19 protein-coding genes and 1 pseudogene are annotated in these 26,104 nt (G+C 63.8%); 11 read left to right on the forward strand and 9 right to left on the reverse strand.

The window, feature by feature from the left end; translation table 11 throughout:
• Window positions 1-4: 4 nt before the first annotated feature.
• From CQ050_RS26310 to CQ050_RS31350, 4 genes and pseudogenes are all read left to right on the forward strand, one after another.
• The gene (locus tag CQ050_RS26310) at window positions 5-1,693 is read left to right on the forward strand and encodes an ATPase, T2SS/T4P/T4SS family (protein ID WP_105559786.1); all 1,689 of its coding nucleotides are present in this window, start codon (window positions 5-7) and stop codon (window positions 1,691-1,693) included.
• Entirely contained in the window at window positions 1,690-2,535 is an 846-nt protein-coding gene (locus CQ050_RS26315; protein ID WP_105559787.1) for a type II secretion system F family protein, read from the forward strand. The genes CQ050_RS26310 and CQ050_RS26315 overlap by 4 nt, the downstream gene beginning before the upstream one ends.
• 48 nt (window positions 2,536-2,583) lie before the next feature.
• Window positions 2,584-3,453 (forward strand): type II secretion system F family protein, encoded by an 870-nt coding sequence (locus CQ050_RS26320; protein WP_105559788.1) that lies wholly within the window; start codon window positions 2,584-2,586, stop codon window positions 3,451-3,453.
• A 65-nt stretch (window positions 3,454-3,518) separates the two neighbouring features.
• Window positions 3,519-3,683: pseudogene (locus CQ050_RS31350) on the forward strand (DUF192 domain-containing protein); the annotation flags it as partial.
• Window positions 3,684-3,689: 6 nt separating this feature from the next.
• Here CQ050_RS31350 and CQ050_RS31185 read toward each other — a convergent pair.
• On the reverse strand, window positions 3,690-4,493 hold the full coding sequence (locus CQ050_RS31185; RefSeq protein ID WP_233214296.1) for a BPSS1780 family membrane protein: 804 nt from the start codon (window positions 4,491-4,493) through the stop codon (window positions 3,690-3,692).
• A 63-nt stretch (window positions 4,494-4,556) separates the two neighbouring features.
• Window positions 4,557-5,525 carry a homoserine kinase gene (locus CQ050_RS26340; protein WP_105559792.1) on the reverse strand — a complete coding sequence of 323 codons (969 nt, stop codon included), beginning with the start codon at window positions 5,523-5,525 and terminating at the stop codon, window positions 4,557-4,559.
• A 184-nt stretch (window positions 5,526-5,709) separates the two neighbouring features.
• On the opposite strand from CQ050_RS26340, the gene dusA reads away from it, so the two are divergent.
• Window positions 5,710-6,726 carry a tRNA dihydrouridine(20/20a) synthase DusA gene (gene dusA / locus CQ050_RS26345; protein WP_105559793.1) on the forward strand — a complete coding sequence of 339 codons (1,017 nt, stop codon included), beginning with the start codon at window positions 5,710-5,712 and terminating at the stop codon, window positions 6,724-6,726.
• Window positions 6,727-6,803: 77 nt separating this feature from the next.
• Here dusA and CQ050_RS26350 read toward each other — a convergent pair whose 3' ends face one another.
• The gene (locus CQ050_RS26350) at window positions 6,804-7,262 is read right to left on the reverse strand and encodes a CBS domain-containing protein (RefSeq protein ID WP_042792875.1); all 459 of its coding nucleotides are present in this window, start codon (window positions 7,260-7,262) and stop codon (window positions 6,804-6,806) included.
• 37 nt (window positions 7,263-7,299) lie between these two features.
• Complete coding sequence (locus tag CQ050_RS26355; protein WP_105559794.1) at window positions 7,300-8,613, reverse strand: YihY family inner membrane protein; 1,314 nt, start codon at window positions 8,611-8,613, stop codon at window positions 7,300-7,302.
• A 17-nt stretch (window positions 8,614-8,630) separates the two neighbouring features.
• Between CQ050_RS26355 and CQ050_RS26360 the strand changes: the two genes are divergently transcribed.
• From CQ050_RS26360 to CQ050_RS26370, 3 genes are all read left to right on the forward strand, one after another.
• The gene (locus CQ050_RS26360; protein ID WP_105559795.1) at window positions 8,631-9,002 is read left to right on the forward strand and encodes a DUF2069 domain-containing protein; all 372 of its coding nucleotides are present in this window, start codon (window positions 8,631-8,633) and stop codon (window positions 9,000-9,002) included.
• Window positions 8,999-10,486 (forward strand): YdiU family protein, encoded by a 1,488-nt coding sequence (locus CQ050_RS26365; protein WP_105559796.1) that lies wholly within the window; start codon window positions 8,999-9,001, stop codon window positions 10,484-10,486. Before CQ050_RS26360 ends, CQ050_RS26365 begins: the two co-directional genes overlap by 4 nt.
• Before the next feature lie 215 nt (window positions 10,487-10,701).
• On the forward strand, window positions 10,702-11,421 hold the full coding sequence (locus tag CQ050_RS26370) for a response regulator transcription factor (protein WP_105559797.1): 720 nt from the start codon (window positions 10,702-10,704) through the stop codon (window positions 11,419-11,421).
• A 26-nt stretch (window positions 11,422-11,447) separates the two neighbouring features.
• Here CQ050_RS26370 and CQ050_RS26375 read toward each other — a convergent pair whose 3' ends face one another.
• Together CQ050_RS26375 and CQ050_RS26380 are read right to left on the reverse strand one after the other, a co-directional pair.
• Window positions 11,448-12,944, reverse strand: coding sequence for a sensor histidine kinase KdpD (locus tag CQ050_RS26375; protein WP_233214304.1), 1,497 nt, complete (start codon window positions 12,942-12,944; stop codon window positions 11,448-11,450).
• A gap of 77 nt (window positions 12,945-13,021) precedes the next feature.
• On the reverse strand, window positions 13,022-14,914 hold the full coding sequence (locus CQ050_RS26380; RefSeq protein ID WP_233214305.1) for an EAL domain-containing protein: 1,893 nt from the start codon (window positions 14,912-14,914) through the stop codon (window positions 13,022-13,024).
• 609 nt (window positions 14,915-15,523) lie between these two features.
• Between CQ050_RS26380 and CQ050_RS26385 the strand changes: the two genes are divergently transcribed.
• From CQ050_RS26385 to CQ050_RS26395, 3 genes are read left to right on the forward strand one after another with little or no spacing between them, the layout of a single operon-like run.
• Window positions 15,524-16,906 (forward strand): bifunctional diguanylate cyclase/phosphodiesterase, encoded by a 1,383-nt coding sequence (locus CQ050_RS26385; RefSeq protein ID WP_105559799.1) that lies wholly within the window; start codon window positions 15,524-15,526, stop codon window positions 16,904-16,906.
• A 36-nt stretch (window positions 16,907-16,942) separates the two neighbouring features.
• The gene (aroC, locus tag CQ050_RS26390; protein ID WP_105559800.1) at window positions 16,943-18,010 is read left to right on the forward strand and encodes a chorismate synthase; all 1,068 of its coding nucleotides are present in this window, start codon (window positions 16,943-16,945) and stop codon (window positions 18,008-18,010) included.
• A 44-nt stretch (window positions 18,011-18,054) separates the two neighbouring features.
• Window positions 18,055-18,882 (forward strand): M48 family metallopeptidase, encoded by an 828-nt coding sequence (locus CQ050_RS26395; protein ID WP_105559801.1) that lies wholly within the window; start codon window positions 18,055-18,057, stop codon window positions 18,880-18,882.
• Between the two features lie 13 nt (window positions 18,883-18,895).
• Here CQ050_RS26395 and CQ050_RS26400 read toward each other — a convergent pair whose 3' ends face one another.
• The 3 genes from CQ050_RS26400 to CQ050_RS26410 all read right to left on the reverse strand — a co-directional run.
• Entirely contained in the window at window positions 18,896-20,872 is a 1,977-nt protein-coding gene (locus CQ050_RS26400; protein ID WP_105559802.1) for a LapD/MoxY N-terminal periplasmic domain-containing protein, read from the reverse strand.
• Window positions 20,873-20,889: 17 nt separating this feature from the next.
• On the reverse strand, window positions 20,890-21,573 hold the full coding sequence (locus CQ050_RS26405) for a transglutaminase-like cysteine peptidase (protein WP_105559806.1): 684 nt from the start codon (window positions 21,571-21,573) through the stop codon (window positions 20,890-20,892).
• A 104-nt stretch (window positions 21,574-21,677) separates the two neighbouring features.
• Window positions 21,678-26,104: VCBS domain-containing protein (locus tag CQ050_RS26410; protein ID WP_146121064.1), on the reverse strand; the 4,427-nt coding region annotated here is incomplete at its 5' end.

Below are 26,104 nucleotides of genomic sequence, written 5' to 3' on the forward strand. Positions count from 1 at the left end.
GACGATGCTTGATATTGAGATGACTTTCGAGGACGCGGGCGTTCGCCGCCTGGCGGCTGCGGCGCCGGTATTGATCGGACGGAGCGCGCAGTGCGACCTGCGTATCGCGAACTGGCGGGTCGGCAGGCAGCATGCTCGCCTGTCGCGCGAGGATGCCGATATCGTCCTTGAGGACCTGGGCACGCTCGCCGGCACGATGGTGAATGGCGTCAGGGTAGTGCGACATGCGCCGGTGCTGCCTGATGACGACATTCTGATCGGCCCCTGCCGTCTGAGGGTGCAATGGGACTCGTCCAGTGCCGCACCCACGGCCAATGCTCAGGCGCACGAGGCCGCCGAGTCCGTGGCGGCCAGCCCTGCGTCCGTCTCGGTGTTGCCGCACGCAGCAAGGATCGCGCAGCCGGTGGCGCCTCAACGGCTTCAGGAACGCCGACGATTGCACGCAGCGCTGCTTGATGGGCTGGATCTGCGCCGACGCGATGTGGCTGGCATGAGCGATGGCACATTGCGTGCGGAAGCGGAACGTCTGCTGACCCAGATCGTCGCCACGGATCCTGACTTGTCCTCCGATGTGGACAGGGCCGCCCTGTGCCGCGAGGTGCTGGATGAAGCCGTTGGCCTGGGGCCGCTGGAGCCCTTGCTGGCGGCGCCCGACATTACGGAAATCATGGTCAATCGCTATGACGAGATCTACGTCGAACGTGCCGGCCGGCTGTGGCGGCATCCCGCGGCCTTCACCAGCGAGCAATCCGTGCGTTGGGTGATCGAACGCATCGTGACGCCGCTGGGCAGGCGCATCGACGAGAGTTCGCCCATGGTCGACGCCCGTCTGCCTGACGGATCGCGCGTGCACGCCATCATTCCGCCTATCGCCATGAAAGGAGCAAGCCTGACCATCCGAAAATTCCCGCAGCGACGGCCCAAGATGGCCGATCTGATCGCCGCGTCTTCGTTAAGCGACGGCATGGCGCAGTTTCTGGCGGTATGCGTCCGGATGCGTAAAAGCCTGGTGGTATCGGGCGGGACCGGGTCCGGCAAGACGACGTTGCTGAACATCCTTTCAAACGAGATTCCGGACGGCGAACGCGTCGTCACGATCGAAGACGCGGCGGAGCTGCGGCTGAATCATGATCACTTGGTTGCGCTGGAGGCCCGCCCCGCCAACCAGGAGGGCAGAGGGCACATCGATATCCGCGAACTGGTGCGCAACGCGCTACGCATGCGGCCCGACCGGATCGTCGTCGGCGAGTGTCGGGGGGCCGAGGCGTTCGACATGTTGACGGCCATGAATACCGGGCATGAAGGCTCCTTGACGACGCTGCATGCGAATTCCCCTCGGGATGCGCTGGGCCGGCTGGAGTCAATGATCTTGATGGCTGGCCTGGACCTGCCATTGTCGGCCGTGCGCGAGCACATTGCCGCCAGCGTGGATCTGGTGGTGCAGCAAGCCCGGTTGGCGGACGGTCGCCGGGTGGTGATGTCGATTGTTGACGTCGTGGGCATGGAAAGCGGGCGCATCCAGCTGTTGGAGTTGTTCCGGTACGACCGCGTGGCAGGCTTTTTAGGGTGTGGCGCCTTGCCCAGCTTCGCGCGGGAATGGAACGAGGAAGGCGTGCCGCTGGACCCTGCCTGGTTTGCGGAAACCGGCGGTGCTCGTTCCGGCCCGGCGAGCGTTGCACAGGGCTTGTCATGATCTGGCTGGCGGCGGCGGGGGCGATGTGCTGCGTGGCGATTCTTGCCTGGCATGCCCAGGGCTGGTTCGCGCCGGCCTTGCGCCGGTACCGCGAGTTCTATACCCAGGACGCAGGCGTTCGCCTGAGCGAAGTGTTCCTGTTCATCGATCCGGCGCAGCTGTGGGCGGCGGCCGTCGCCTGTGCCGTGCTGGCGGCGGGACTGGCGCTGTCCGTATCCGGCAGCGGCGTCGTGGCGGCCCTGTCGGCGGGACTTGCGTCCCGCGTGCCCCGCTGGACGGTCGATCGGCTACGGCGCAGGCGGGCAGACCGCTTCGAGCAACAGCTGCCGATGGCGTTGTTGATGCTGGCGTCGGCATTGCGTGCGGGGGTTGCGCTGGCGACCGGGTTGCGGCACATCGTGGAGCAGAGCGGCGCACCGTTGGCGCAAGAATTCGGCCTGATGCTTCGGGAACAACGCATGGGGGTGCCGTGGGATACCGCGCTAGAGAACCTGCATGCCCGGATGCCGGCTGATTCCACTTCGTTGGTGGTCGCCGCCATGCGTATTGCCGCGCAGACCGGGGGCAATCTGGCCGAGGCGCTGGAAAGCATCGCGCAGACTTTGCGGGCGCAGCTGCAATTGCAGGCGAAGTTACGGGCACTGACGTCCCAAGGGCGCTTGCAAGCCTGGATTGTCGGCGCGCTGCCATTGCTGCTGCTTGCCGTGCTGGACAGGCTGGAGCCAGAGATCATGCAGCTGTTGTGGCATACGCCGATGGGGTGGGGCGTGCTGGCCATCATCGCGGTGCTAGAGATCGCGGGAGTGGTGCTGATCCGGCGCATCATCCGGATCGACCTTTGACCCGGTGTGCGGTCCGATTCACGTGTTGAACATGAAAGCGAGGCGAAGATGTGGCTGCAATTGGGCATGTTGACGACGGCCCTGGGCGTTGGCGGGTTGGCGTGGTTTGCATTGCGCCCGTTGTTGCGGGACAAGCAGGTCGCCGCCGCCTCGTTGCCGTGGTGGTGGCGGGCCGCCTGGCCCTGGGTGTCGGCGGTTGCCCCTTGGGTGGGGCCGCTGTGTTCCTGGCGCTTGCGCATCCGACTGACGCGGGCGATCGAGCAAGCCGCGTTGCCGGCAGGCGTCAGCTACGCCCACATGGCAGCGTTGTCCGCAAGCGCTGCCGGGGGGGCGGGAGGCCTTGCCGCGGCGGTTGCGGCACTTGCCGACCCCGCACCGTCCGTCTGGGCCTCCTGGATGATTGTGGCGGCCTTGGCGGGCGGGGTGGCCCCGGCGCTATGGCTGCGCACCCTGGGCGAAAAGCGCCGTCGCAGCATCGAACGGGATTTGCCCTTCGTTTTCGACATGATGACGTTGTGCGTGGAGGCAGGCTTGAGCGTGCAGGGCGCCCTGCAACTGGCAGCGCAAAGCGGGCCGCGAGGCGCGTTGCGCGACGGCTTGGCGGACGCGTTGGCGGAGATGCGGGCAGGCGTCTCAAGAACCGCGGCGATCAAGGCATTGGCCGATCGCTGCAATAGCCCGTTGGCGCGAAATTGGGCGGCAGCCTTGGCGCAGGCGGAATCGCTTGGCATCAGTCTGGGGCCGGTATTGCGTGCCCAGGCGGCGCAATGCCGTAGCGACCGTCATGTTCGGGCGGAGCAATTGGCCATGCAGGCCCCGGTGAAGATGCTGCTGCCCCTGATCGGTTGCATATTTCCCTGCACCTTCATCGTGCTGGCGTTCCCGATCGCTGTCCAACTGCTTCAAAGCGTGCAATGAACCGCCGCCCGTCGTTGCCGGTAGACCGTTTCAGGTTGGTGCGCGTGTCGACCTGGTGCGGCCGGATGCGTGGTTTGCTGGGGCGCCGGCCGCCTGGGCGGCGGTCCGGCATTTTGCTGATGCCTTGCGCCAGCGTGCATACCTTTGGTATGCGCTACGCCATCGACGTGGCGTTCGTGGCGCCGGACATGCGGGTGATCGGGGTGCGCAGGGCGTTGAAGCCCTGCCGCATTGCCCTATGCTTCGGCGCTGTGGCCGTTGTCGAGATGCGAGCTGGCGCGATCGATGCCAAATACGGAGGTATAGGCAGGATAGAAGCTGCAATACAGAACGCCGCCCGCCGCGATGTTGAACGGAATTTGCAGCGTGCCGGCGAACTGGGGCGATAGGCCCATCGTGACCAGCAAGCCCGCGCACAGGTCGATGAACAGGAACACCAGGGCCCAGGTGGCGCCGTACACCAGGAAGGGCCACTTATTGCGCCAGCAGGCGATACCCGAGAAGAACAAGGCCTGGACCAGGCGCAGGCCATGCCAGGCCACCAGCACCGGCGCATGCCAGAACAACGCGGCGATCACGACATAGATGATGGCGAAGATGGTCAACGGTACGCGCATGGCCATCAGGATGGGGTCCAGCGAACGTTCGACCGAAGCGATGCGATAGGCTTCCGCCATCGAGTCCATGAAGGGCAGGAAGGTCAGCAGGCCCGCTACCATGCTCAGCCCCGCATACAGCAGGCCCATCAGGAACAACTTCCTGAACACCCCGGGCTGCTTGAGGGGCTTGCCCCACATGGATGGCAGCATGACGCGGTCGGCGTCCACGTGCTTGCACGCCGAAAGCGTCATGAGGGTGATGATCGGCATCAGCGCCACGACCAGGATCGGTCCGACGGGAGGAGTCGCGCTGGCGAAGACGACCAAAAGGCTGATGAACATGGCCCAGGTGAACATGGCCAGAGGTTGTTTGCGGAACAGACGGAAGCCGTCTCGAACCCAATGCCAGCCGGATGTCGCGGGTAGGAATGCTGCTTGCATGGCTCTCTAAAGGGGTGATCTCTCAAAAGGGACGCGCTAACCCCATTATGGGGGGCATAACGGTTACGGCAATATTGGCAAGCCCGGGCGGTGGCGCGCTTGCAACACTCTTTCGAAGTGCCGCGGATCGTGGGGCTTGAGCGTCTGGGCCGGCCGGGGCAGGAAAAAGTCGTACAGGCGGGATATCCAGAAGCGCAGCGCGGCACCGCGCAGCATCACCGGCCAGATCTCGCGTTCGGCGTCGGTGAACGGACGTACGCGGGCGTAGGCGGCCAGCCAGGACTGCACCAGTTCGGGGACGAATTCCCCGGTGTCGCGGTCGATGCACCAGTCATTGACGCTGACCGCCACGTCGAACAGCCACGTGTCGCAACCGGCGAAATAGAAATCGATGATGCCGCCCATCAGCGGATCTTCGAATGTGCCGGCGAACAGCACGTTGTCCCGGAAGAGGTCGCAATGGGCCGGGCCGGTCTGCAATGCCTGCCAGGTGGGTGTAGCTGCCGCCGCTTCTTGGGCGGCCAGTTCCGACTGCAGCAATCCGGCTTGGCCGGCGTCCAGGAAAGGCATGACCTTGGGCGCTGTTTCCAGCCACCAGGACAGGCCGCGCAGATTGGGCTGGTGGATCGGGAAGTCCTGGGCGGCCAGGTGGGCGCGGGCCAGGGTGGCGCCGGCCAGGGCGCAATGGGCGGCGCCCGGAGCGGGTTCGTAGCCCCCCGGCAGGCGGGAAACGATGGCGCAGGGCTTGCCGTGCAGCGTCGTCAGGCGGGTGCCGTCACGCAGGTTCTGCGGTTGCGGCACCGGGATGCCGCGCTGGGCCAGGTGATACATCAGTTCGATGTAGAACGGCAATTGCGCCTGCGTCAGGACCTCGAACAGGGTCAGGACGTATTCGCCCCGCGTGGTGTACAGAAAGTAATTGGTGTTCTCGATACCGGCCGTAATCCCCCGAAGCGAAACCAGCTCGCCCAGGTCGAATTGCGCCAGAAGGGCGCGCGCGTCGTCGTCGGATACGGGAGTGAATACGGCCATTGATATAGAGGGGTGAGGGGGTTAACGGACGCTCGGCCATGCGTGTGCGGCGGCGGCGGCGCAATTTTAGACCACATAGCGGGCGGGGTTACGATGATCGGCCGGCGGCGCGGGTGCGCCCCTGCCGGACATAATGCCGCTAAGCCCGTAAAATACCGCATCCCCTTGTTTTGTAGAGTGATTCTTGGACTCCCCCGACTGGCGGCTGTGCGTCGCCCCGATGATTGACGTGACTGATCGCCATTGCCGCTATTTCCACCGGCTGCTGGCGCCTCGCGCACGCTTGTATACGGAAATGATCACCACGGGCGCGCTGCTGCACGGCAGCGTTTCGCGCCATCTGGATTTCGACGAAGCCGAGCATCCTGTGGCCCTGCAGTTGGGCGGCAGCGAACCCGACGCGTTGGCGCACGCCGCCAAGCTGGGTCGGCAATGGGGCTACGACGAGATCAACCTGAACTGCGGCTGTCCGTCGGAACGCGTGCAGAAGGGGGCTTTCGGCGCGTGCCTGATGGCGGAACCGGCGCTGGTGGCTGATTGCATGAAAGCCATGCAGGATGCCGTGGATGTTCCCGTCACGGTCAAGCACCGCCTGGGGTTGGACTACGAGGAATCCTACGCGTTCGTCCGGGATTTCGTCGGCAAGATCTACGACACCGGATGCCGGGTTTTTATTGCCCATGCCCGCAATGCGGTGCTCAAGGGCTTGTCGCCCAAGGATAACCGTGAAATTCCGCCGCTGCGATATGACGTGGTCAAGCAGCTGAAACTGGACTTCCCGGATTGCACGTTCGTGCTGAACGGCGGGCTTGCCGATGCCGAGCAATCCGTCCGTGCCGCGGACGAGTTCGATGGCGTGATGCTGGGCCGGGCGGCCTGGCATACGCCGCGCGTGCTGTCAGAGGTGTCGTTGCAACTGTGGCCGTCCGTACGGCTGCCCAGCGACGCGCAAGTGGTGGATGCAATGACCGAATACGCCGCGCGCCAAGTGGCCAAGGGCGTGCCGTTGCGGGTGATGACGCGGCCGATGTTGGGTCTGGTGAACGGGCAATCGGGCGCTCGCCGCTGGCGCCGCATGCTGTCGGATCCGGCGCTGCTTGCCGCGAATAACCCCGAATTGATCTACGACGCCTGGCGCAGCCAGCGGCAGGCGCCGGAAATGCGCGGCGCCGCGTTCGAGGCGGCGCCGGCAGGGGTGTAAGCCAGAAAGGGGTGTAGGCCAGGAAGGGGATAAGCCATATCGCGGCAGGCGCCGCGGGACGCTGGCAGGCAGGGCGCTCAGGACTTGGCCGGTTCGGCGCTTTCCGTGGGCCAATCGCGAATGTAGGCCTTCAGCATGTTGTTTTCGAACTGCTGAGCCGCCACGATGGCCTGCGCCATGTCGTAGAACGAAATCACGCCCATCAACGTCGGGCCATCCATGACGGGGATGTAGCGAGCATGCTTTTCCAACATCAGGCGCTGCACTTCGTCGGCGCTGGTGTTGGGCGACACGCTGACCGGTGCATCATCCATGATGGAACGGATGGTGGTTTCTCCGGCGCCGCCATGGGCGTGCATGTGACGGATGATCTCGCGGAACGTGAGCATGCCGGTCAGGGTGCCGAATTCCATGATCACGAGCGAGCCAATGTCCTGCTCGCTCATGGTTTGCACGGCCTGGGACACAGGCATGTCTGGCGACGCCGTATAGAGCGTATCGCCCTTGACGCGCAAAATCTCGCTGACCTTCAACATCGGTTCCTCCTGGGCGGACTACGCCCGAATGCATTTGCTATTTCTTGTTCGCTTCCAATTGCAATATTGGAGCGACGCCATTTTCGGTATTCTGCGCTTCTCCGCACAGTTCTTCCAGCGTAGGCGTATTTTGCTGGGAAATCACGGCAGAAGCGACTCGCAATATCTCGGGGTCGTTGCGGACGCGAGGCTGATTGCGGTCGAGCAGGAAATGGTCTACGACCGGCGCCATCGACGTATCGCGCGCGTCGCAGGTCAATACCCAGTTGTCTTCGGGGGTGCGCGTCGCGAGACCCATGGTATTCAGTATTTCCAGCACCTCGTTCAATTCGTCTTGATGCAGGCGCAACTGCGAGGCCAGCTCATTCGCGGGCAGGCCAGGCGGTTTGGCGGATTGCACGCGGCGCAGGGCGCGTAGCGCATCCAGGGCGTCGACGAATTGCGCACCGGGATAGCGGTTGATTTCCCAGCGGCCAAGCCGGATCAGCGGTGCGCTGGAGGCCAGCGTGGCGCCCAGCAGCACCGCCAGCCAGGACAGGTATATCCACAGCAGGAAGATCGGCAGGGTGGCAAACGCCCCGTAGATAACGGTGTAGGTAGGGAACCGGGTCAGGTAATACGCAAACGCCGATTTCATGATTTCCAGGACGATGGCGGTCACGCAGCCGCCCACCAGCGCATCCCGCCATAGCACTTCGCGGTTGGGCACCACGACGAACAGGGCGGCAAAGCCCAGGGCAGTCAGGATCAGGGGGATGAAGGAAATGGCGACGCTGACGATTTCAGGCACGTCCGCCACCAGGCCCAGCGATTCGCGCGCCACGAAAGAGGTGGCCCACAGGCTGGCGCCCGCCAGGACCGGTCCCAGCGTGATGATGGCCCAGTACACCAGCGCCCGCTGCGGCAGAGGCCGCTGCCGCGAGACGTGCCAGATATCGTTGAAGGCCTGGTCGATCGTCATGATCAGCAGCAGCGATGTCACCAGCAGGAATGCCCCGCCAATCGCGGTCAGGCGCGATGCCTGGCGGGCGAACTGGTTCAGGTATTCCATGATGTTGTCCGAAACGGACGGCGGCATCAGGCTGTTGGTCAGGAAGTCTTCCAGGGCAAGGCGAAATTCCTGGAATACCGGAAACGCGGTGAATAGGGATAGCACCACGGCCAGCATGGGCACGATGGCCAGCACCGTGGTGAAAGTCAGGCTGGAGGCAACCTGAAGCAGCTTTTCTTCGTTGGCGCGTTGCGCAGTGAACCGGACGACGCGTCCGGCCCTCACGGCCCATGAAGAGCGCGAGGTCGAGGGCTCGGTGGCCGCCGGCGTAGCGGCGGCAGGCTCGGCGGGGCGATTCATCAGGCGATAATAGCAGCATGAACCCTGAACTCAACCCCCGCTTGCGCCTGCTGGCCTCGGTTTCACTGTTCGCCCTGATCGTCCTGTGCGTTACCTGGGAAACCGTGGTGGCGCCTGTGCGGCCGGGCGGTTCCTGGATGCTGCTGAAAGCGCTGCCGCTGGCTTTTCCGCTGCGTGGCATTCTGCGGGGAAACCTCTATACCTATCAGTGGGCGTCGATGCTGTCGCTGCTGTATCTGATGGAAGGCGCGGTGCGGGCCATGTCCGATCCGGCCCCGCTCTCGGTGCTGATGGCTTGGGGCGAGATCGTCCTGTCGTCCATCTTCTTCCTTAGCGCCATTTTCTATGTGCGCCCCGCCAAGCGGGCCGCGAGGAGCCAACGCGCATGACCGCTCAATCCTTGTCCGAACTGCACGTCGTCAATACGTTCGCCGCGTTGCCCGACGCGTTCTATACGCGGCTGACGCCGCAGGGGCTGAACCATCCGCGTCTGCTTCACGCCAACGCCGACGCAGCCGGGCTGATCGGCCTGGACCCCTCGGTGCTGTCCACGCCGGAATTCCTGTCGGTGTTTTCGGGCTCGCTGCCCCTGCCGGGCGGGGATACGCTGGCAGCCGTCTACAGTGGGCACCAGTTCGGGGTGTGGGCCGGCCAGTTGGGTGATGGGCGCGCTCATTTGCTTGGCGAAGTCGAAGGGCCGGCCGGCGGCTGGGAGTTGCAATTGAAGGGGGCAGGCATGACCCCGTACTCGCGCATGGGCGACGGCCGGGCCGTGCTGCGGTCGTCGGTGCGGGAATATCTGGCCAGCGAAGCCATGCACGGGCTGGGCATTCCCACGACGCGGGCGTTGGCGCTGGTGGTGTCCGACGATCCCGTCATGCGGGAAACGGTGGAGACCGCCGCTATCGTGACGCGAATGTCGCCCAGTTTCGTGCGGTTTGGCTCGTTCGAGCATTGGTCGTCGCGCCGCCAGCTCGAGTTATTGAAGACGCTGGCGGATTACGTTATCGACCGCTTCTACCCCGAGTGCCGTGAATCGCCCTCGGGCGAGCCTTTGACCGAGACCGCGCCGTATATCAATCTGCTGCGCGCCGTCACGCACCGTACCGCGCTACTGATGGCGGACTGGCAGGCCGTGGGTTTCTGCCACGGCGTCATGAATACGGACAATATGTCCATATTGGGCCTGACGCTGGATTACGGTCCGTATGGATTCATGGACGGTTTTCGCCTGGGGCATGTTTGTAATCACTCGGATACGGAAGGGCGCTATTCCTGGAACCGGCAACCGTCGGTGGCGCTATGGAACCTGTACCGGCTGGGCGGCAGCCTGCATACGCTGGTGCAGGATGTCGAAGGCCTGCGCGCCGTGCTGGACGAATTCGAGGCGGTTTTCACCCGGGCGTTCCACGACCGGATGGGCGCAAAGCTGGGCCTGGCCGCCTGGCGTCCGGCCGATGAGGCGCTGCTGGACGACCTGCTCAAGCTGATGGACGCCAATCAGGCCGATTTCACCTTGTCGTGGCGGCGCCTGGCGGATGCCGTGCAGGGGCAACGCAACGCGTTCGAAGACCTGTTCATCGACCGGCCAGCTGCCGCCGCCTGGCTGGACCAACTGCAGGCGCGTCAATCGCAGGACGGGCGCTCCGCGCAGGAGACGGCGCAGGCGATGAACCGCGTTAATCCGCTGTATGTCTTGCGCAACCACTTGGCGGAAGAGGCGATTCGGGCGGCCAAAACCGGTGACGTCGGCGAAATCGATACGCTGATGAAGCTGCTGCGCGCGCCTTTTAACGCGCAGCCCGGGTATGAACGCTATGCCGGATTGCCTCCGGATTGGGCCGGCAGCCTTGAAGTCAGTTGCTCGTCTTGACGATGTTTGACGCCAATCGCAAGAAAACGCATACCAAAATCTTGTGATTTACGTGAAAAAGCGATGAAAGAGAGTGAAATATCGCGGTTTTTTTCACTGCAATCATTCGTTTCCATTGTAAATCTCGTAAGATTGTGGCCTGCGGGACACTCAGGATGACATGCCGCATCCCTGGGGGCATTTGTCGACAATTTTCAATATAAAGCACTCTGAATATGCCTGGCGCAGATGGTTTGCTATGTATCGGTCTGCTCGAGGATGATGCCGACTTCCGGGAGGAGTTGGCATTAGGCTTGGGCGGCTACGGTTTTCGGGTAGCGTTTGCTTGTGACAATGCTGCGGCGTTTTATCGCCGCCTGCAGGAGCAGCCGTGCGACATCGTCATCCTGGATGCGCACCTACCCGGCGAAGACGGCTTTTCCGTGGCGACCCGGTTGCGGGCGTTGAGCCCGGTGGGCATCGTCATGCTGACCGGCCGCAGCGCTCTTGAAGACCGTGTGCGCGGCTTGGAAGGCGGGGCGGACGTCTACATGACCAAGCCCGTGGATCTGCTTGAGCTCAGTTCCGTCATTCGCAGCCTGGCCCGCCGCATGCGTCTGGCCAAGGCGCCCCGTCCGGCGGATGCGGAAACGCGCGCGTCGGCGGACAGCACGTGGTCCTTGCAGGACGGCGGCTGGATACTGGTGGCCCCTGACGGCGCGTCTTTGCACCTGAGCGCCCAGGAACGCACCTTTTTGATGGCTTTGATGGATGCCGCCGGCAGCGCCGTCAGCCGTCAGGTGCTTGCCGAACTCTTCTTGCCGGACAGCCCTGGCGGCTTCGAACTGCGCCGTATCGACGTGCTGGTGAGCCGCCTGCGCGCCAAAGCGCAAAGCGCCGGCCTGAAGCTGCCGGTGCTGTCGGTGCGCGGCCAAGGTTACGTCTTCGCCGCCTGATTCCTTACGGGGCTTCGCCTGCGCGGCTAGCTTGCCGCGGCTGAGGCTTCCGGGACCTGGGCTTCCGGGGCCTGGGCGGGCAGCGTGATGATGAAACGCGTGCCGACCCCCACCTGGCTTTGCATGGTCAGCGACCCGCCCTGGTTCTGGCAGATTCGGCGCGCCAGATACAAGCCGATGCCCATGCCCTGGGTCTCGCGATGCGCCGAGCGCCGGAAATGGGGTTCGAAGATTCGCGCTTGTTCCTCTTCGCCAATACCCGGGCCGCGGTCGATGACGGCCAGCCAAACCATCGGAATGCCGTCGGGACAGGTCTGGCCTGTTTCGATTCTGACGGGCTGATTGGCCGGCGAATACTTGATTGCGTTGTGGATCAGGTTGCGCACCACCACGCTGGTCAGGGGGCGATCGCAATACGCGGGCAGGGCGCCGCCGGCCTGAATCATCAACGCATGGGCGGTATCCGGCTGCATCGCCGTTACGACATCGCGCGCAAGCTCTGCAAGATCGGTTTGTTCACCGCGCGGGGTCCAGGCCTGCTCCTCCAGGCGATCCTGGTTCAGCAACTGGTCCATCAATTCAGTCATCCGGCCAACCGAACGGTGTATCCGGCCCAGCCGGTTATCGACGGCCTCGCCACTGTCGGACAGGATCATGTCCAGCGATTGGGCCGCCGCGCTGATGGTAGCCAGCGGCGCGCGCAATTCGTGGGAGATCAGCGCATTCATCTGGCGCTGCGTGTCCAGCGCGCCAGCCAGTTCGGCCAGCCGCAACTCGCCTTGGGCCAGATGCTCGACATCGGCGGGATCATGCCCGGCGCGATGAGCGGAGGTTTGCGGGGAGGCATGGCGGGTCAGCGCCAGGCTGAAGAGCGCGCCCGCGACCAGCAGCAGGCGCGCCAGCTCGATCATCGTGTCGGCGGTATCGGCGCCGTTGGACCGCCAGGCATCGGCTCCCAGCATCCAGGCCGACGCCGCATACGTGGCGGCCAGCGCCATCGACAGCCCGCGGCGCGTCTTGCGTACCGCGGCGCGTGTAGCAAACCAGAGGGCCAGCGGCACGCTCAGCACGGCGCAAAACCCGGCGATCGCAGCCGGGAACGAGCCGTTTTCGGTTTCATACACGAAGATCAGCGCCAACGCCGCAATGGCTGCCAGCGCGACGCTCAGGCCGCGGCAGACCGCCGCCAGTTTCGCGGCATATGGCAAATCCGAGAGCAGCGGTGCGGTCAGGGCCAGCAAGGCCGCGAAAGATCCCGCTTGCAACGCGCCGGGCGGTAGAAAATCGGGCGATGACCGGAACAGGCCTTCGATCAGCATGAAGACGACGCCGGCGCCATAGAGGGATTCGCGGGTGGCGCCCCAGGCGATGGCGCATGCCAGTCCGCCTGCGATGGCGGCGCCGGCTGTCAGCCCAAGCGGCATGTCTTCGGGGGAGACGTTCAGGCCCAATGCCAGGGCGGCGCCTGGCCAAAGGACGGCGCAGCACAGCGCGCATAGCAGCGCGCCCAACCGCGATGACACCGTTCGCGCGCCGGTATTGGCGCGTCGCGCACGATGATGGCGAAAACGCCAGCGGGTGCGAAGAAACAATCCTTCCGTCAACTAGGAACCCATTGGTGATCCGGCGCGAGTTCGCGCTGATGCGAGAAGTTTACGACAGCCCCGCGTATCGCGCGGACGCCAAGACTTTCCAGAATGGCCTGGGTGGCCAAATCGGGTACGTCTTCGGCATAGACGGCCATGTCCAGGGTCGTGGCGGTGGCCACCACGGTGGCAGCCAGATGTTGGCTGCCGGGGCTGTGCAATAGACCGGTGATGAAACTGCCGCATAGCTTCAGGTACGACGCGGGATATTCGTGCAGATGTTCCATCGCACCGAATTGCTGCGGCAGCCGTGATATGCCCATCCGGGCGCCCGCCGCGGTGACGATGTCGCACAGCTGGCGCAAGTCCGCGCCTTGTTCAACCAGCCCCGCGGCATCGACTTCGACGATCAGGCGTTGGGTCAACACCGGACGATCGGCCAGCATCCTGCCGAGCCTGGACAGGAAGGATGTTTGCGCCAGCGAGGCCAGCGATAGGGGAACAGTCAGTGCCCCGGTATGGGTGAACAGCCAATCCAGGCCCAGTCGGATGGCCTGGATGTCGCATTCGGCGGACAGGCCCAAGCGGACCGCGGGCGGCATGAAGATGGATGCCGGCACGGGATCTTCGCCCGACGCGTCATGCAGGGTCAGGCTGGCCTCGTGGTGCAGCAATGCGCCCGATACCGCGTGCAGCGGCTGGATCGATAGCGAGAAACGGTGTTGTTCCAGGGCGGTCGCCAGGGCGTCATGCCAGCTGTATTCCCCGATACGCGTGCTGTCGGCGGCCTGGCTTGCCGGGGTGATCTGGTCGTCGTCCGCGCTTTCGGCGCACATCAAGGCGTGGTCCAGCCGGGCCAGCGTATCGCTCATGTTGTCGCCGGGGGCGAAAGCGGTCATGGCCAGGGCCCACCGGCACCAGCCATACTTATCCATCGGCACGCGCAGCGATCGCAGTTCTCGGCGGACCCGCTCTGCCAGCAGGCTGGCCTGCGGCGCCGATGTGTGGGGCATCAACAACGCGAAGTCCGACCCGCTGATGCGCGCGATCTGCGCCGACGGCCCACCGAATTCCTCGATCAATTTGCGCAAGCGGTCGGATGACGAACGCAGCCATTGATCCGTAAAGGCGCGCGACAAATGCCGATTGATCTCGGCCAGATCGCGCTGGCGGAACATCAGGATGTGGCCGCCGGCATCCGGCGCCTTGTCCGTCAACGCCGCCCTGAACTGATCGACGAAGTACTTGCGGTTGGGCAGGCGGGTAACGGTATCCCGGTAGATCTCGCTTTGCAGGGATTCGATCTTTGCGTTCTGTTCTTCCACGGTGGCAGCCACCCGGCGCTGCGCGTCGACCAGCGCCTGGTCCACGCCGGCCAATTCGCACGATCCTGTCAGCGCCGCGTGGTTGCCCGGGTCCAGCGCACGCACGCGCTCGCAAATGTCGCGCGACGTCCGGGTCTCGATCCAGCGCACCAGGTTCAGGGCGAATAGCGCCCAGAAGACGCCCGCCCCAAGCACCAGGCCCAGGATCCGCACGCCGCCTTGCCACAGCGTGTCGCGCGCCAACCGCGTGTCCGCCTGCACCGTGACGGTGCCTCGGGCGCTGCCGTCAGACGAGCCGAAGGGCCGCGACACCGACGGCGCCTGCACGTTCAACCACGCGTTACGCCAATTTCCGTCTCGACCGGCGGCGTGTTGGCGCTTTTTGTATTCGGCGACAGTATTCCCCCCTTCATCCGTGATGCGCACGAGCGCATACAGCCCTTGTTCGAATAGCTCGTTCGCCAGGGTCGACCGGTCTGCCGGGCTGGACGTGGCGTGGGACAGCGCCCAGGCCAACGCGCTGGCGCCGCCTTCGCTTTGCTGCGTGACTTGCGCGCTGAGATAGCGATGAGCGGCAAGCATCCCCAGCGCTTGGGCGCCGAGCAGGATGAAGCCGATCAGAAGGGCTGTGCAAAAAAATAACCGGCGGAATGTCGACATGTGTTTGGGGTTCCCTTTTTGGACGGCATGCCTGCTCGCGGGGAGAGTTGCCGGGCGGCCGATGAAAGGGGACGTCGGGCAGCGAACGCGTCCAACGGGAAAAAGCCTGGATAAGAAACGTGACACACGTTACCAATACCTTAGTGGCGCCGCCTACACTGTAATTCGGCATGTCACAGAACGTACAGAATATTACGAAATTCACTACGACATCTGACGACCTGTGCAATTATTTCGATCGTGATAACTGCCCGCGTTGAGAACTATTGAGACAGGGCGTATTAATTTTTGGGCTTTGGCTGTCGTAGTAAGGGTAGGGCATGGATCTATGGACCGGCCAGCGAACGCTATCCAGGGACCGATATGACCATCCACGAGCAAGCAAAGAGCCTTAGGATTTCAAGGAAAAGGGGCGCGTTGCCTCTGAAGTGTGGCGTTTTTTTGCGAAAATAATGCATAATTTAAAAAATGTTACAGCCCTTGGGTTCTTTCTCGGACCGCAACGCCAGGGGTTTCTAGATAGGGGGCTCCGTGCGTGAGAGTTACCTGCTCGCACTGTGCCTGATGCTCGCAGGTGCACTTGCGGCGATAAGCGTGTTTTTCGTCCGCAGGGAACGTGCCTTGCGTCGACGACTGACGCGCGACGAATTGACCGGCGTCCTGAGCCAGCAGGAGCTGCATCGCCGCGCGCGCGCCTGGCTGGCCCAGACGGAAGGGCCAGCACGCCATGGCGCTTTTTTCCTGGTGAGTTTCGAGCAATACGCCGAAATCAGCGCCATGCTGCGCGCCGGTGAAGACCGGTCGCTGCTGGTGCAGGTGGCCAACCGCCTGGGTCTGATCACTCGCACGTTGGGGGGCATGGTCGCGCGGACCGGGGTCGACAGCTTTACCGTCTGCGTGCCTGAGGTGGACGAAGTGGGCGCGGCCCAGGTGTCGGCCAAGCTGCTTGAGGACTTGAACGCGCCGTATGAATTAGGGGGGCGTCCCCTGATTGTCGTCTTCCGGGTGGGGGCGGCGTTGTATCCCGAACACGGCCGTACTGTGGAAGAAATGCAACGCTGCGTGCAGGTGGCGATGGTTCCGCTGAAAGAGCGGGGCGGCCCCGGATGGAATCTGTTCGATTTCCGGCTCTTGGCGCGGCATCGCGACCAGCAAGGCCTGGAAAACGATCTGCGCCTGGCACTGACGACGCCTGCCATGGAGCAGTTCGAACTGTTCTATCAGCCGGTGTGCGATAGCGGAACCGGTGTGGTGCAGGGCTGCGAGGCCCTGTTGCGTTGGCATCACCCCATATTGGGCAGTGTGTCGCCCGCAGTCACCATCGAATTGGCGGAGCGTAGCGGCCTGATCGTTCCGCTGGGGGCCTGGATTCTGGAGCGAGCCTGCTCGCAGGCGGCGTTATGGCCGCCGGCTTGGCGGGTTCACGTGAATCTGTCGGTCAAGCAGATGAACGAGGAAGGGCTGGTGCAGCTGGTAGCCGACGTGCTGGCGGCCACCCGGCTGTCGCCGCACAAACTGGTGCTTGAGATCACGGAATCGATCTTCATCCTGCACTACGAGCGGCACGTGAAGATACTGAACACGCTGCGTGCCAAGGGCATCGGCGTGGCGCTGGATGATTTCGGCTGCGGGTATTCCAGCCTGAACCACCTGCGCCATCTGCCGATCGACTGGGTCAAGATCGACCGCAGCTTCATTTCGGCGCTGGAGTCCGACGCCGACAGTCGCGAAGTCGTGTCCGCGCTGTTCGGGTTGTGCCAAGCCATGCGCCTGCCGGTGGTGGCCGAGGGGGTCGAAACCGAAGGCCAGCGCGAAATTCTCAAGTCGCTGGGATGCCGGGAGATGCAGGGCTTTCTGCTGGGACGCCCGGCGCCCGCCTCGGAAATCCAGGCTTTGGCTTCGGCGGTGTCATAATCGGGGTTGCTTGCAAATCCGACCTGTTGACTCCCTATGCCCGGCAATACCCTAGGTACCCTATTTACCGTTACGAATTTCGGCGAATCCCACGGGCCGGCCATCGGTTGCGTCGTGGATGGCTGCCCCCCGGGGCTGCCCCTGGACGCCGCCGATATCCAGCTTGAACTGGACCGCCGCCGCCCCGGCACGTCGCGCCACGTCACGCAGCGCCAGGAAGCCGACCAGGTCGAAATCTTGTCCGGCGTCTATGAAGGGGTCACCACTGGCACGCCGATCGGTCTGCTGATCCGCAACACCGACGCGCGCAGCAAAGACTATTCAAATATTGCCGATACGTTCCGTCCGGGGCATGCCGACTACGCCTATTGGCGCAAGTTTGGCGTGCGCGACCCGCGCGGGGGCGGCCGCTCGTCCGCGCGCTTGACCGCGCCCACCGTGGCCGCTGGCGCCATCGCCAAAAAGTGGCTGGCCGAACAGTACGGCGTGAAAGTGCGCGGCTACATGAGCCAGTTGGGCCCGGTCGCGATTCCTTTCGTGTCGTGGGACGAAGTCCCCAACAATCCGTTCTACGCGCCCAATGCCCAGGTCGTGCCCGAACTGGAAGCCTATATGGACCAGTTGCGCCGGGACGGTGATTCCGTCGGCGCCCGGATCGAAGTCGTGGCCGAGAACCTGCCGGCCGGCTGGGGCGAACCCATCTACGATCGCCTGGATGCAGACATCGCGCATGTGATGATGGGCCTGAATGCCGTCAAGGGCGTGTCCATCGGCGCGGGCTTCGACAGCATCGCCCAGCGCGGTTCCGAGCACGGCGACGAGATCACGCCTGACGGTTTCCTGACCAATCATGCCGGCGGCGTGCTGGGCGGTATTTCAACGGGCCAGCCGATCACCGTGTCGCTGGCCATCAAGCCCACGTCCAGCATCCGCGTCGAACGGCGCTCGGTCAATCGTGCGAATGATCCGGTCATGGTGCAGACGCTGGGCCGTCATGACCCTTGCGTCGGCATCCGCGCGACACCCATCGCTGAAGCCATGCTTGCCCTGGTGCTGATCGACCACGCATTGCGCCATCGCGGACAGTGCGGCGATCCGCTCTGACTGACGGGCGTTCCCGTTCCTGCCATCGTCTGCTGGAGACCGACATGAACCGTAAACGTCATCTATTGCGCGGCACGGCCGTGACGCTTTTGCTGGCAGCCCTGGTCGGCTGTTCCGGCATGAATACCACGCAGTCCGGCGCCGTTGGCGTCAACCGCACGCAGTACATGTCCAGCCTTGTGCCGTCAGAGGCGCTGGAGCAAGAGGCCAGCCAGCAATACACCGACATCCTCAAACAGGCTCAGGCCAAGGGTTTGCTGGATCGCGATGCGCAACAGCTATCCCGGGTGCGCGCCATCTCTCAGCGGCTGATCGCGCAGGCCGGAACATTCCGGCCCGACGCGTCAGGCTGGAAGTGGGAAGTGCACGTGTTGTCCAGCGACGAGATCAATGCGTGGTGCATGCCCGGCGGCAAGATCGCCGTCTACACGGGCCTGATTTCCAAGATCAAGCCAACCGACGACGAGTTGGCCGCCGTGCTGGGCCACGAGATCGCCCATGCGCTGCGCGAGCATGCGCGTGAGCGCGTTTCGCAGCAGATGGCCACCAACCTGGGCTTGCAGGTGCTGTCCATCGCCACGGGTTCCAACGTTGCGTCCGATCTGGGCGGGCAACTCACCAGCGTGATGTTCACGCTGCCCAATAGCCGCACGCACGAGACCGAAGCAGACCGGATGGGCGTGGAACTGGCGGCGCGGGCGGGCTTTGACCCGCGCGCCGCAGTGACGCTGTGGCAGAAGATGGGGGCGGCCGACAGCGGCAACGCGCCGCCGGAAATCCTGTCCACGCACCCGTCGGCGGCGTCACGCATCACCGACTTGCAGGCCGCCGCGCAGCAGGTGATGCCGCTGTATCAGCAAGCCAAGAAGTAGCGTTGCGCTGCTGTCAGGTTGCGCTGGCCCCGGCTTCCACGCCCGGGCCGCGCATGATGCTGATACCCAAACTGGAAAGAATGCGACGGGTTTCGGCGTCGGGCACGTCTTCGGCGTAGACCGCGATATTCAAGGTGCGCGCGGTTTCCAGCACCGAAGCCGTCAATTGCTGGCTGCCGGGGCTTTGGGACATCCCGCCGACAAACCCGCCGCCCAACTTCACATACGACAAGGGCAACGTGTGCAGCTGCGCCACGGCGCCGAATTGCTGCGCCAGGCGGCGCACGCCGATATGCGCCCCGAATTCCGATGCCACGCGCGCCAGCGTGGCGATCTGCTCATGGCATTCCACCAGGCCGTGGGCGTCGATTTCCAGGAACAGACGCGGGGCCAGTCCACGGTGTTCCGTCAGCAACAGCGCCAGTTGGCGGAAGAACTTCTGGCCTCGCAACGAGGGCAGGGCGACCCGGACGGCAAGCTCGCCTTCGTGAGCCACCAGCCATTCCACGCCCAGGCGCACGGACTCCAGGTCGCATTCGGCCACCAGATCCAGCCGCACCGCGGGCGGGATGAACAAGGTGGCGGGAATCGCGACCTGGTCCGGGGCCGTGCGCAACATCAGCATGGCTTCCGTGCGCACCTTGCTGCCGTCGGCAGCGACCAAGGGTTCGGTCGCCAATTCGAATTGGTCTTTTTCCAGCGCGGTCAGGATGGCGTCTTTCCAGGCGCGTTCGCCCGATTCCGACGGCGATTGCATATCGGTCGCGCCAGCGATCACGACCTGATCGTTGTTGGCGCTTTCCGCCCGCATCAAGCCAAAATCCAGGCGCGCAAGCACCGGGCCGGCCTGATTGCCCGAGCCGTAGTCGGTCATGGCTTGCGCCCAGCGGCACAGATGGCCTTCACCGACCGGGATGCGCGAAGCATGCAGGTCCGCCCGCAACTGTTCGGCGACCATCATTGCCTTGGGCGCCGCGCAGCTCGGCAGCAGCAGCGCAAAATCGGAACCGTTCAGCCTGGCCAGCAGCGGGGCCGCGACATTCAGGCGCTGCAGCGTGCCCTGAATGCGCTGGCACGCCGCGCGCAGCCATTGATCGATGAATTCGCGCGGCATGTGGCGGTTCAGGTCGGCCAGATCCCGCTGACGGAACACCAGCACATGCCCGCCGGCAATCGACCGCGACCCCGGCTGGCCCGTGGCCGCAACCGGCGCTTCCAATGCCCGTCGGAACTCGTTGACGAAATACTTGCGATTGGGCAGGCCCGTCACCGGGTCCTGGTTCAGTTCCAGTTCCAGCGATTCAATCTTGGCGTTCTGTTCTTCGACGCTGGCGTACACGCGCTCACGGGTCTGGTTCAACGCCTGCACGACGCCGGACAGCTCGGGCACGCGGGCCTCGACCTGCTCGGGCGGGGTGTCCCGGCCAATGCTGCGAACATGGTCGCTGATCTCGCGCAGCAGGCGGTTCTTGATCCAGCCCACCAGCACAAACGCGAACACGGCCCACAATACGCCCGCGCCCACGACCAGCGCGATCATCTTCAGGCTGCTGCGCCACAAGGCTTCCCAGGCATAAGCGTCGTTGGCGATCAGCGTGACTTCGCCAAGCTGGCGCCAGCCGTCGCTGACGGCATGGCTGGCGGGCTGCGTGTCCAGCGGCGCCAATTTCTGGAACCAACCGGGAACCGACTTGGGCGTGGCGTCGGATTTGCGCTCGATCAGCACCTTGCCGTCTGGATCAGCCAGGCGTACCAGCGAGAAATGGCCGCCATCGTATAGGGCCGACACCAGCAATTCCTGAAGGACCGGGTCATTGTTGGCCGGCTGCGACAAGGACAGCGCCAGCGACACCGCGGCATCGGTGCTCTGCACCTGCAACTGGCCCGACAGGTATTCGCGCGCCGAGTTGACGCTGAGCGCCAGGGTGCCCAGCAGAATGACGCCGATCGCAAGGGTAACGCTGAGCAGTAGCTGTCGAAGTATGGACATAGTCTTGTTTCCGGCCGTCAGGGGCGTATGCCTTCCCGTTCCATGCGTTGAAGTAGATCACGCCAGCGGCTGAGTCGGTCAACCGGCGCGGCGGGCTTGCCGTCAACGTAGACGCCGTCGGCGTTGAAGCTGAAGACCGGCGTCAGGTCGCGACGCTGCGTCGCCGGAAGAATGGTTGATATCAGGCTGTCCAGCACCAACGGGACGGCATTCGGGGTTTCGTAGTAGCCAAGCACCATGTGGGCGACCTGGCTGCTGCTGGCGGGGCCGCCGATGCGTGCGCGGACGTAGATGAAGCGCAGCTTGTTGGCGGGGACGCCCATCGAGAGCAAGGTGAAGTACTTGCCGACCACGTAGTCTTCACAGTCGCCAGCGCCTTTGCCCAGCGATTCCAGCGGGGTAGCCCAGTAGTCCGCTTGCCCCCAGATGGTCGTGTCTTCGCCCGAGAGCAGCGCACGGTTCCAGAAATCGTTCGCAAGCGTCAGCTTGTCCCGTTCCAGGGACGGCGGCGGGTTGCGCAGCAGCTGCAACCAGCTTCCCACCGATTTCGCACCTTTTGCGCCATAGCGGCTGGCCGCCAGGCTTTGCAGCCGGTCGGTGCTGACCTCCAGGGCGAAACTGCCGCCCCAGACGCAAGCCAGGCATAGCAACACCAGTCGGCACAGGGTCAGCATGCCGCGGAAACGGTGAGTCGAGGACATGAAACGGATTTTCACATTTTTCCGACTCTCGCAGACATCCCTGTTTAAAAAATGCCTGCGTCCTGGGGCGAGCCGTTGCAGGCCCGCCCCAGGGGTACGAGGGGTTAGCTGTGGTCGACGTTCAACTTCCCCTTCTGCAGCAGGTCGGTGATGATGGCCTGGTCCGTGAGCGTGCCGCCATTCGTCAGGTCGACATTCTCCAGGATGATCTTCTGGTCCGCGCCCTGGCCGATCTGGCCCGTGGTGCTGATCGAGATCATCGTGTTGGCGCTGTTGGCGGGATCCTGCGAGAAGTGCAGATACTGCGAGAGCGTGCCGTCAGTCTCGTGTTGCAGCAAGTCCTTCAGATCCAGCACGTCGCCGCCGTCCGCGATTCCGGCATTCGAGAAGTCCTTGATCACGTCCACCGCCGGCAGCGCCGTGGTGCCTTGATCGCCGAATTCCCACTTGAACGTATCGCTACCACCCTCGCCATACAGGATGTCGTCGCCCTTGCCGCCGATCAGGACGTCGTTGCCGGCGCCGCCGTGCAACGTGTCCTTGCCGGTGCCGCCGTACAGGATGTCGTTGCCGTCATCGCCGTACAGGACGTCGTCGCCGCCCTGGCCGTACAGGATGTCGTTGCCCGAGCCGCCATGCAACTCGTCATTGCCGCCGCGCGCGTCGCCCGGCACGTCAAAGATCGCGTGGTTTTCCGAGATGAACTTGTGCAGATCGGCATCCGTGGGCTGCGTACCGTCCTTCAGCAGCAGGAACTCCTTGAGCGCATCCAGGCCAGACCCGTTGGGCAAATCGGCCGGCTTGACGGGGTTGCCGTCCACACCCCACGGCAACAGATCCGTGTTGACCGCGTCGCCAAACAGGATGTCCGCCCCGTCGCCACCGAAGATCTTGTCGTTGCCGACAGGCGCCAATTCGTTGGTCGTGCTGCCGCCGACAAGCGCCGATTCCAGATCAGACGGGTCGTGCACGACCTGGGACGCGCCCGTGCGTCCCGACGTGTACGTCTGGATATTATCGATATCCACGCGGAATTGGCCGGTGCCGCTGCCCGAGCTCTTGTCATTCACGACGAACTCGAAGCGGTACTCACCAGGACCATGGATCTGCGTCACGGTGTCGGCCTGGGTGCCCTTTTCGGCCACCGTCCATACGCCGTCGACCAGTTTCAGCAAGCGCCATTCGAAGGTGTCCCCGGCACTTTGGTTGCCCAAGCTGGCCGTGAATCCGAACGAAGCGCCGGAGGTGGCCGTCACGACCATCTTGTGCGATTCGGCCATCGTCACGGTAACAGGGGAGCCGTCCGACGTCGTATCGATGATGCGCATTTTGTTGCTGGAGTTCGAGACCGACCCCGTGCCGCTCTTCTCCCAATTCGCGGAGTTGTTCACGCCAGAGGTGTTGTTGAAGGTCGCGACGGTCCAGCCACCACTGGTGAAGGTAGCGCCCGTATTGTCGTATTTGTCCAGGGTGGATACCGATACGCCGTCGCCGATGCCAATGCCGTGGACATCGCTGACGCCGGCCAGCTTGCCAAACTCCGTATCCCGGTTGTACCAGGCTTCAGAGCTGGGTTCGCCGTCCGTCAGGAAGAACGTCAGATTCTTGTAGGGCTGGCCATTGGCATCCACCGAGGGCTGGTCGCCGAACCAATCTGTCGCCTTGTTGAACGCAGCGCCGTAAGGCGTACCGCCGTCGGCGGACAAGCCCATGATCTTGTTGACGATCTGGTCGAGGTTGCTATGGTTCAAGCCGGAAATGGACGTCTGCAGCGTGCTGGAACTGCCCGCGAACGTGACCAACGAGATGTTGATCGTGCCATCGTGGTCCACCAGGTGGTTTTCCAGCAGGGAACGCAGCGCCTTCTTGGCCGTCGCCAGTCGCGTTTCGCGGCTGGAACCCATGCCCCATTGATCGTTCATCGAACCCGACAGGTCCAGCACCAGCGCGATGTTGTAGCTGGTACCCGGCGTCACGTTCTGCTGTAGTCCGCCCTGGTCGCCCAGCAGCACGTCGTTGCCGGAGCCCCCCTTGACCGTGTCATTGGTATTGTTGCCGCCAACAAACTGGTCCACGTGCAGCTTGAACGTTTGCTGTTCGGACGTGTCCTGGCCGCCGTTCGTGGTGCCGCCCGAATCCTTGACGCGGAATTCGAAGGACGAGCCTGCGTTTTCGCCGACGTTGGAAGCGTCAGGCCGGAACAGCAGTTTGCCGTCCGCGAGATCCGTGGCGCTGATTTCCTGGCCCTGGGTAACCGGTTGGCCGTTGAGAAGCAGCGTGCCGCCGGACGGGAGAGAGTCGATGATCAGCGACTCCATCGCATTGCCTTCCACCGGGTCGGAGAACGCGAAGTCGTCCGTGCCGAAGACGTAGTCCTGGCCTTCCGCGACGTTGCCCGAGGCATCTTGCGAGACCGGCGCATCGTTGACGGGCAGGACGCCGATATCCAGAACGGAGGAGGTCGTGTCGGTGCCGTCCGTCACGGAGTACGTGACCTGCGGAACGACTCCATTCCAGTTTGCGTCGGGTGTGAAGACATAACCGCCGTTGGCGTTGACGATGATCGTGCCGACGCCCGCAATGGCCGCGACACTGCCTGCGTCGTACTTCGTCCCGTTGATCGAGAACTCGGTGACGGTCAGCGTATCGTTTTCGGCATCCGAGGCGCCCGTGAGCACATTGCCGATCGCGGTCTGGTCTTCCAGGATCTGGATGGTGTGAGCCTGGAGGACCGGGAGGTCGTTGGTGCCATTGATGATGATGGTCAGTTCAGCGGTGCTGGTGTCGCCATCGGCATCGGTGATCGTGTAGCGGATGGTCTCGGTCAGCGTATCGCCGTTGTTCAAGGCTTGGACGGCCGGCAGGCTGTTGTTCAGCTGATAGGACCAGGTGCCGTCGCCGTTGTCGACCAGCGTGCCGAACTTGGCATCGCCCGTGGTGATGGCGACCGTGCTGGTGTCCGCGCCGAGGACATCATTACCCAGGACGTTGCCCGTGATCGGGGCAGCGGCATCTTCGGTAACGCTCGCCGAGTCAGCGTTGGCAACCGGAGCGGTATCAATAATCTGGATAACCAGGTCATTGCTGGTGGCAGTACCGGCCACGTCGGTGACGGTGACGGTGAAGCTGTCCTTGACCGAGTCATCGCCCGCGGTGTGATCGTCAGCGCCACCGGTCTCCTGATAGGAGTAGGTGATAACGCCGGTCGCGGCGTCATAGGCGGTGATGGTCAGCACACCCTTATCGGTCGTGATGACGACCGGGGTCGTGGAGGCGTTGGTGACATCATGCCCACCGACCGTGACGCCGGCGACGCCAGCTTCAGCGGACACAGTGACCTTGCCAGTGACGGTGTCGCCAGAGGCTTCGACCACGCTGTTGTGCGCGTCGGTGACGTTGCCATCGCCGTCTTCGGGCGTGACGACCGGAGGCGCGTCGGTCTGGCCGTTGATGGTGATGGTCAGTTCAGCAGTGCTGGTGTCGCCATCGGCATCGGTGATGGTGTAGCGGATGGTCTCGGTCAGCGTGTCGCCGTTGTTCAAGGCTTGGACGGCCGGCAGGCTGTTGTTCAGCTGATACGACCAGGTGCCGTCGCCATTGTCGACCAGCGTGCCGTACTTGGCATCGCCCGTGGTGATGGCGACCTTGCTGGTGTCCGCGCCCAACGTATCGTTGGTGAGCAGGTTGCCCGTGACAGGCGCAGCCGCATCTTCGCTGACGCTTGCCGAGTCGGCATTGGCGACCGGCGCCGTGTCGATGATCTGGATGACCAGGTCATTGCTGGTAGCAATACCGGCCACGTCCGTGACGGTGACGGTGAAGCTGTCCTTGACCGAGTCATCGCCCGCGGTGTGATCATCAGCGCCACCCGTCTCCTGATAGGAGTAGGTGATAACGCCGGTCGTGGCGTCATAGGCGGTGATGGTCAGCACGCCCTTGTCGGTGGTGATGACGACCGGGGTCGTGGAGGCGTTGGTGACATCATGTCCACCGACCGTGACGCCGGCGACGCCAGCTTCAGCGGACACGGTGACCTTGCCGGTGACGGCGTCACCGGAAGCTTCAACCACGCTGTTGTGCGCGTCAGTGACGTCGCCGTCGCCGTCTTCAGGCGTGACGACCGGAGGCGCATCGGTCTGGCCATTGATGGTGATGGTCAGTTCAGCGGTGCTGGTGTCGCCATCGGCATCGGTGATCGTGTAGCGGATGGTCTCGGTCAGCGTGTCGCCGTTGTTCAAGGCTTGGACGGCCGGCAGGCTGTTGTTCAGCTGATAGGACCAGGTGCCGTCGCCGTTGTCGACCAGCGTGCCGAACTTGGCATCGCCCGTGGTGATGGCGACCGTGCTGGTGTCCGCGCCGAGGACATCATTACCCAGGACGTTGCCCGTGATCGGGGCAGCGGCATCTTCGGTAACGCTCGCCGAGTCAGCGTTGGCAACCGGAGCGGTATCAATAATCTGGATAACCAGGTCATTGCTGGTGGCAGTACCGGCCACGTCGGTGACGGTGACGGTGAAGCTGTCCTTGACCG

The organism is Achromobacter sp. MYb9 (genome assembly GCF_002975275.1).
GTDB lineage: Bacteria > Pseudomonadota > Gammaproteobacteria > Burkholderiales > Burkholderiaceae_B > Achromobacter.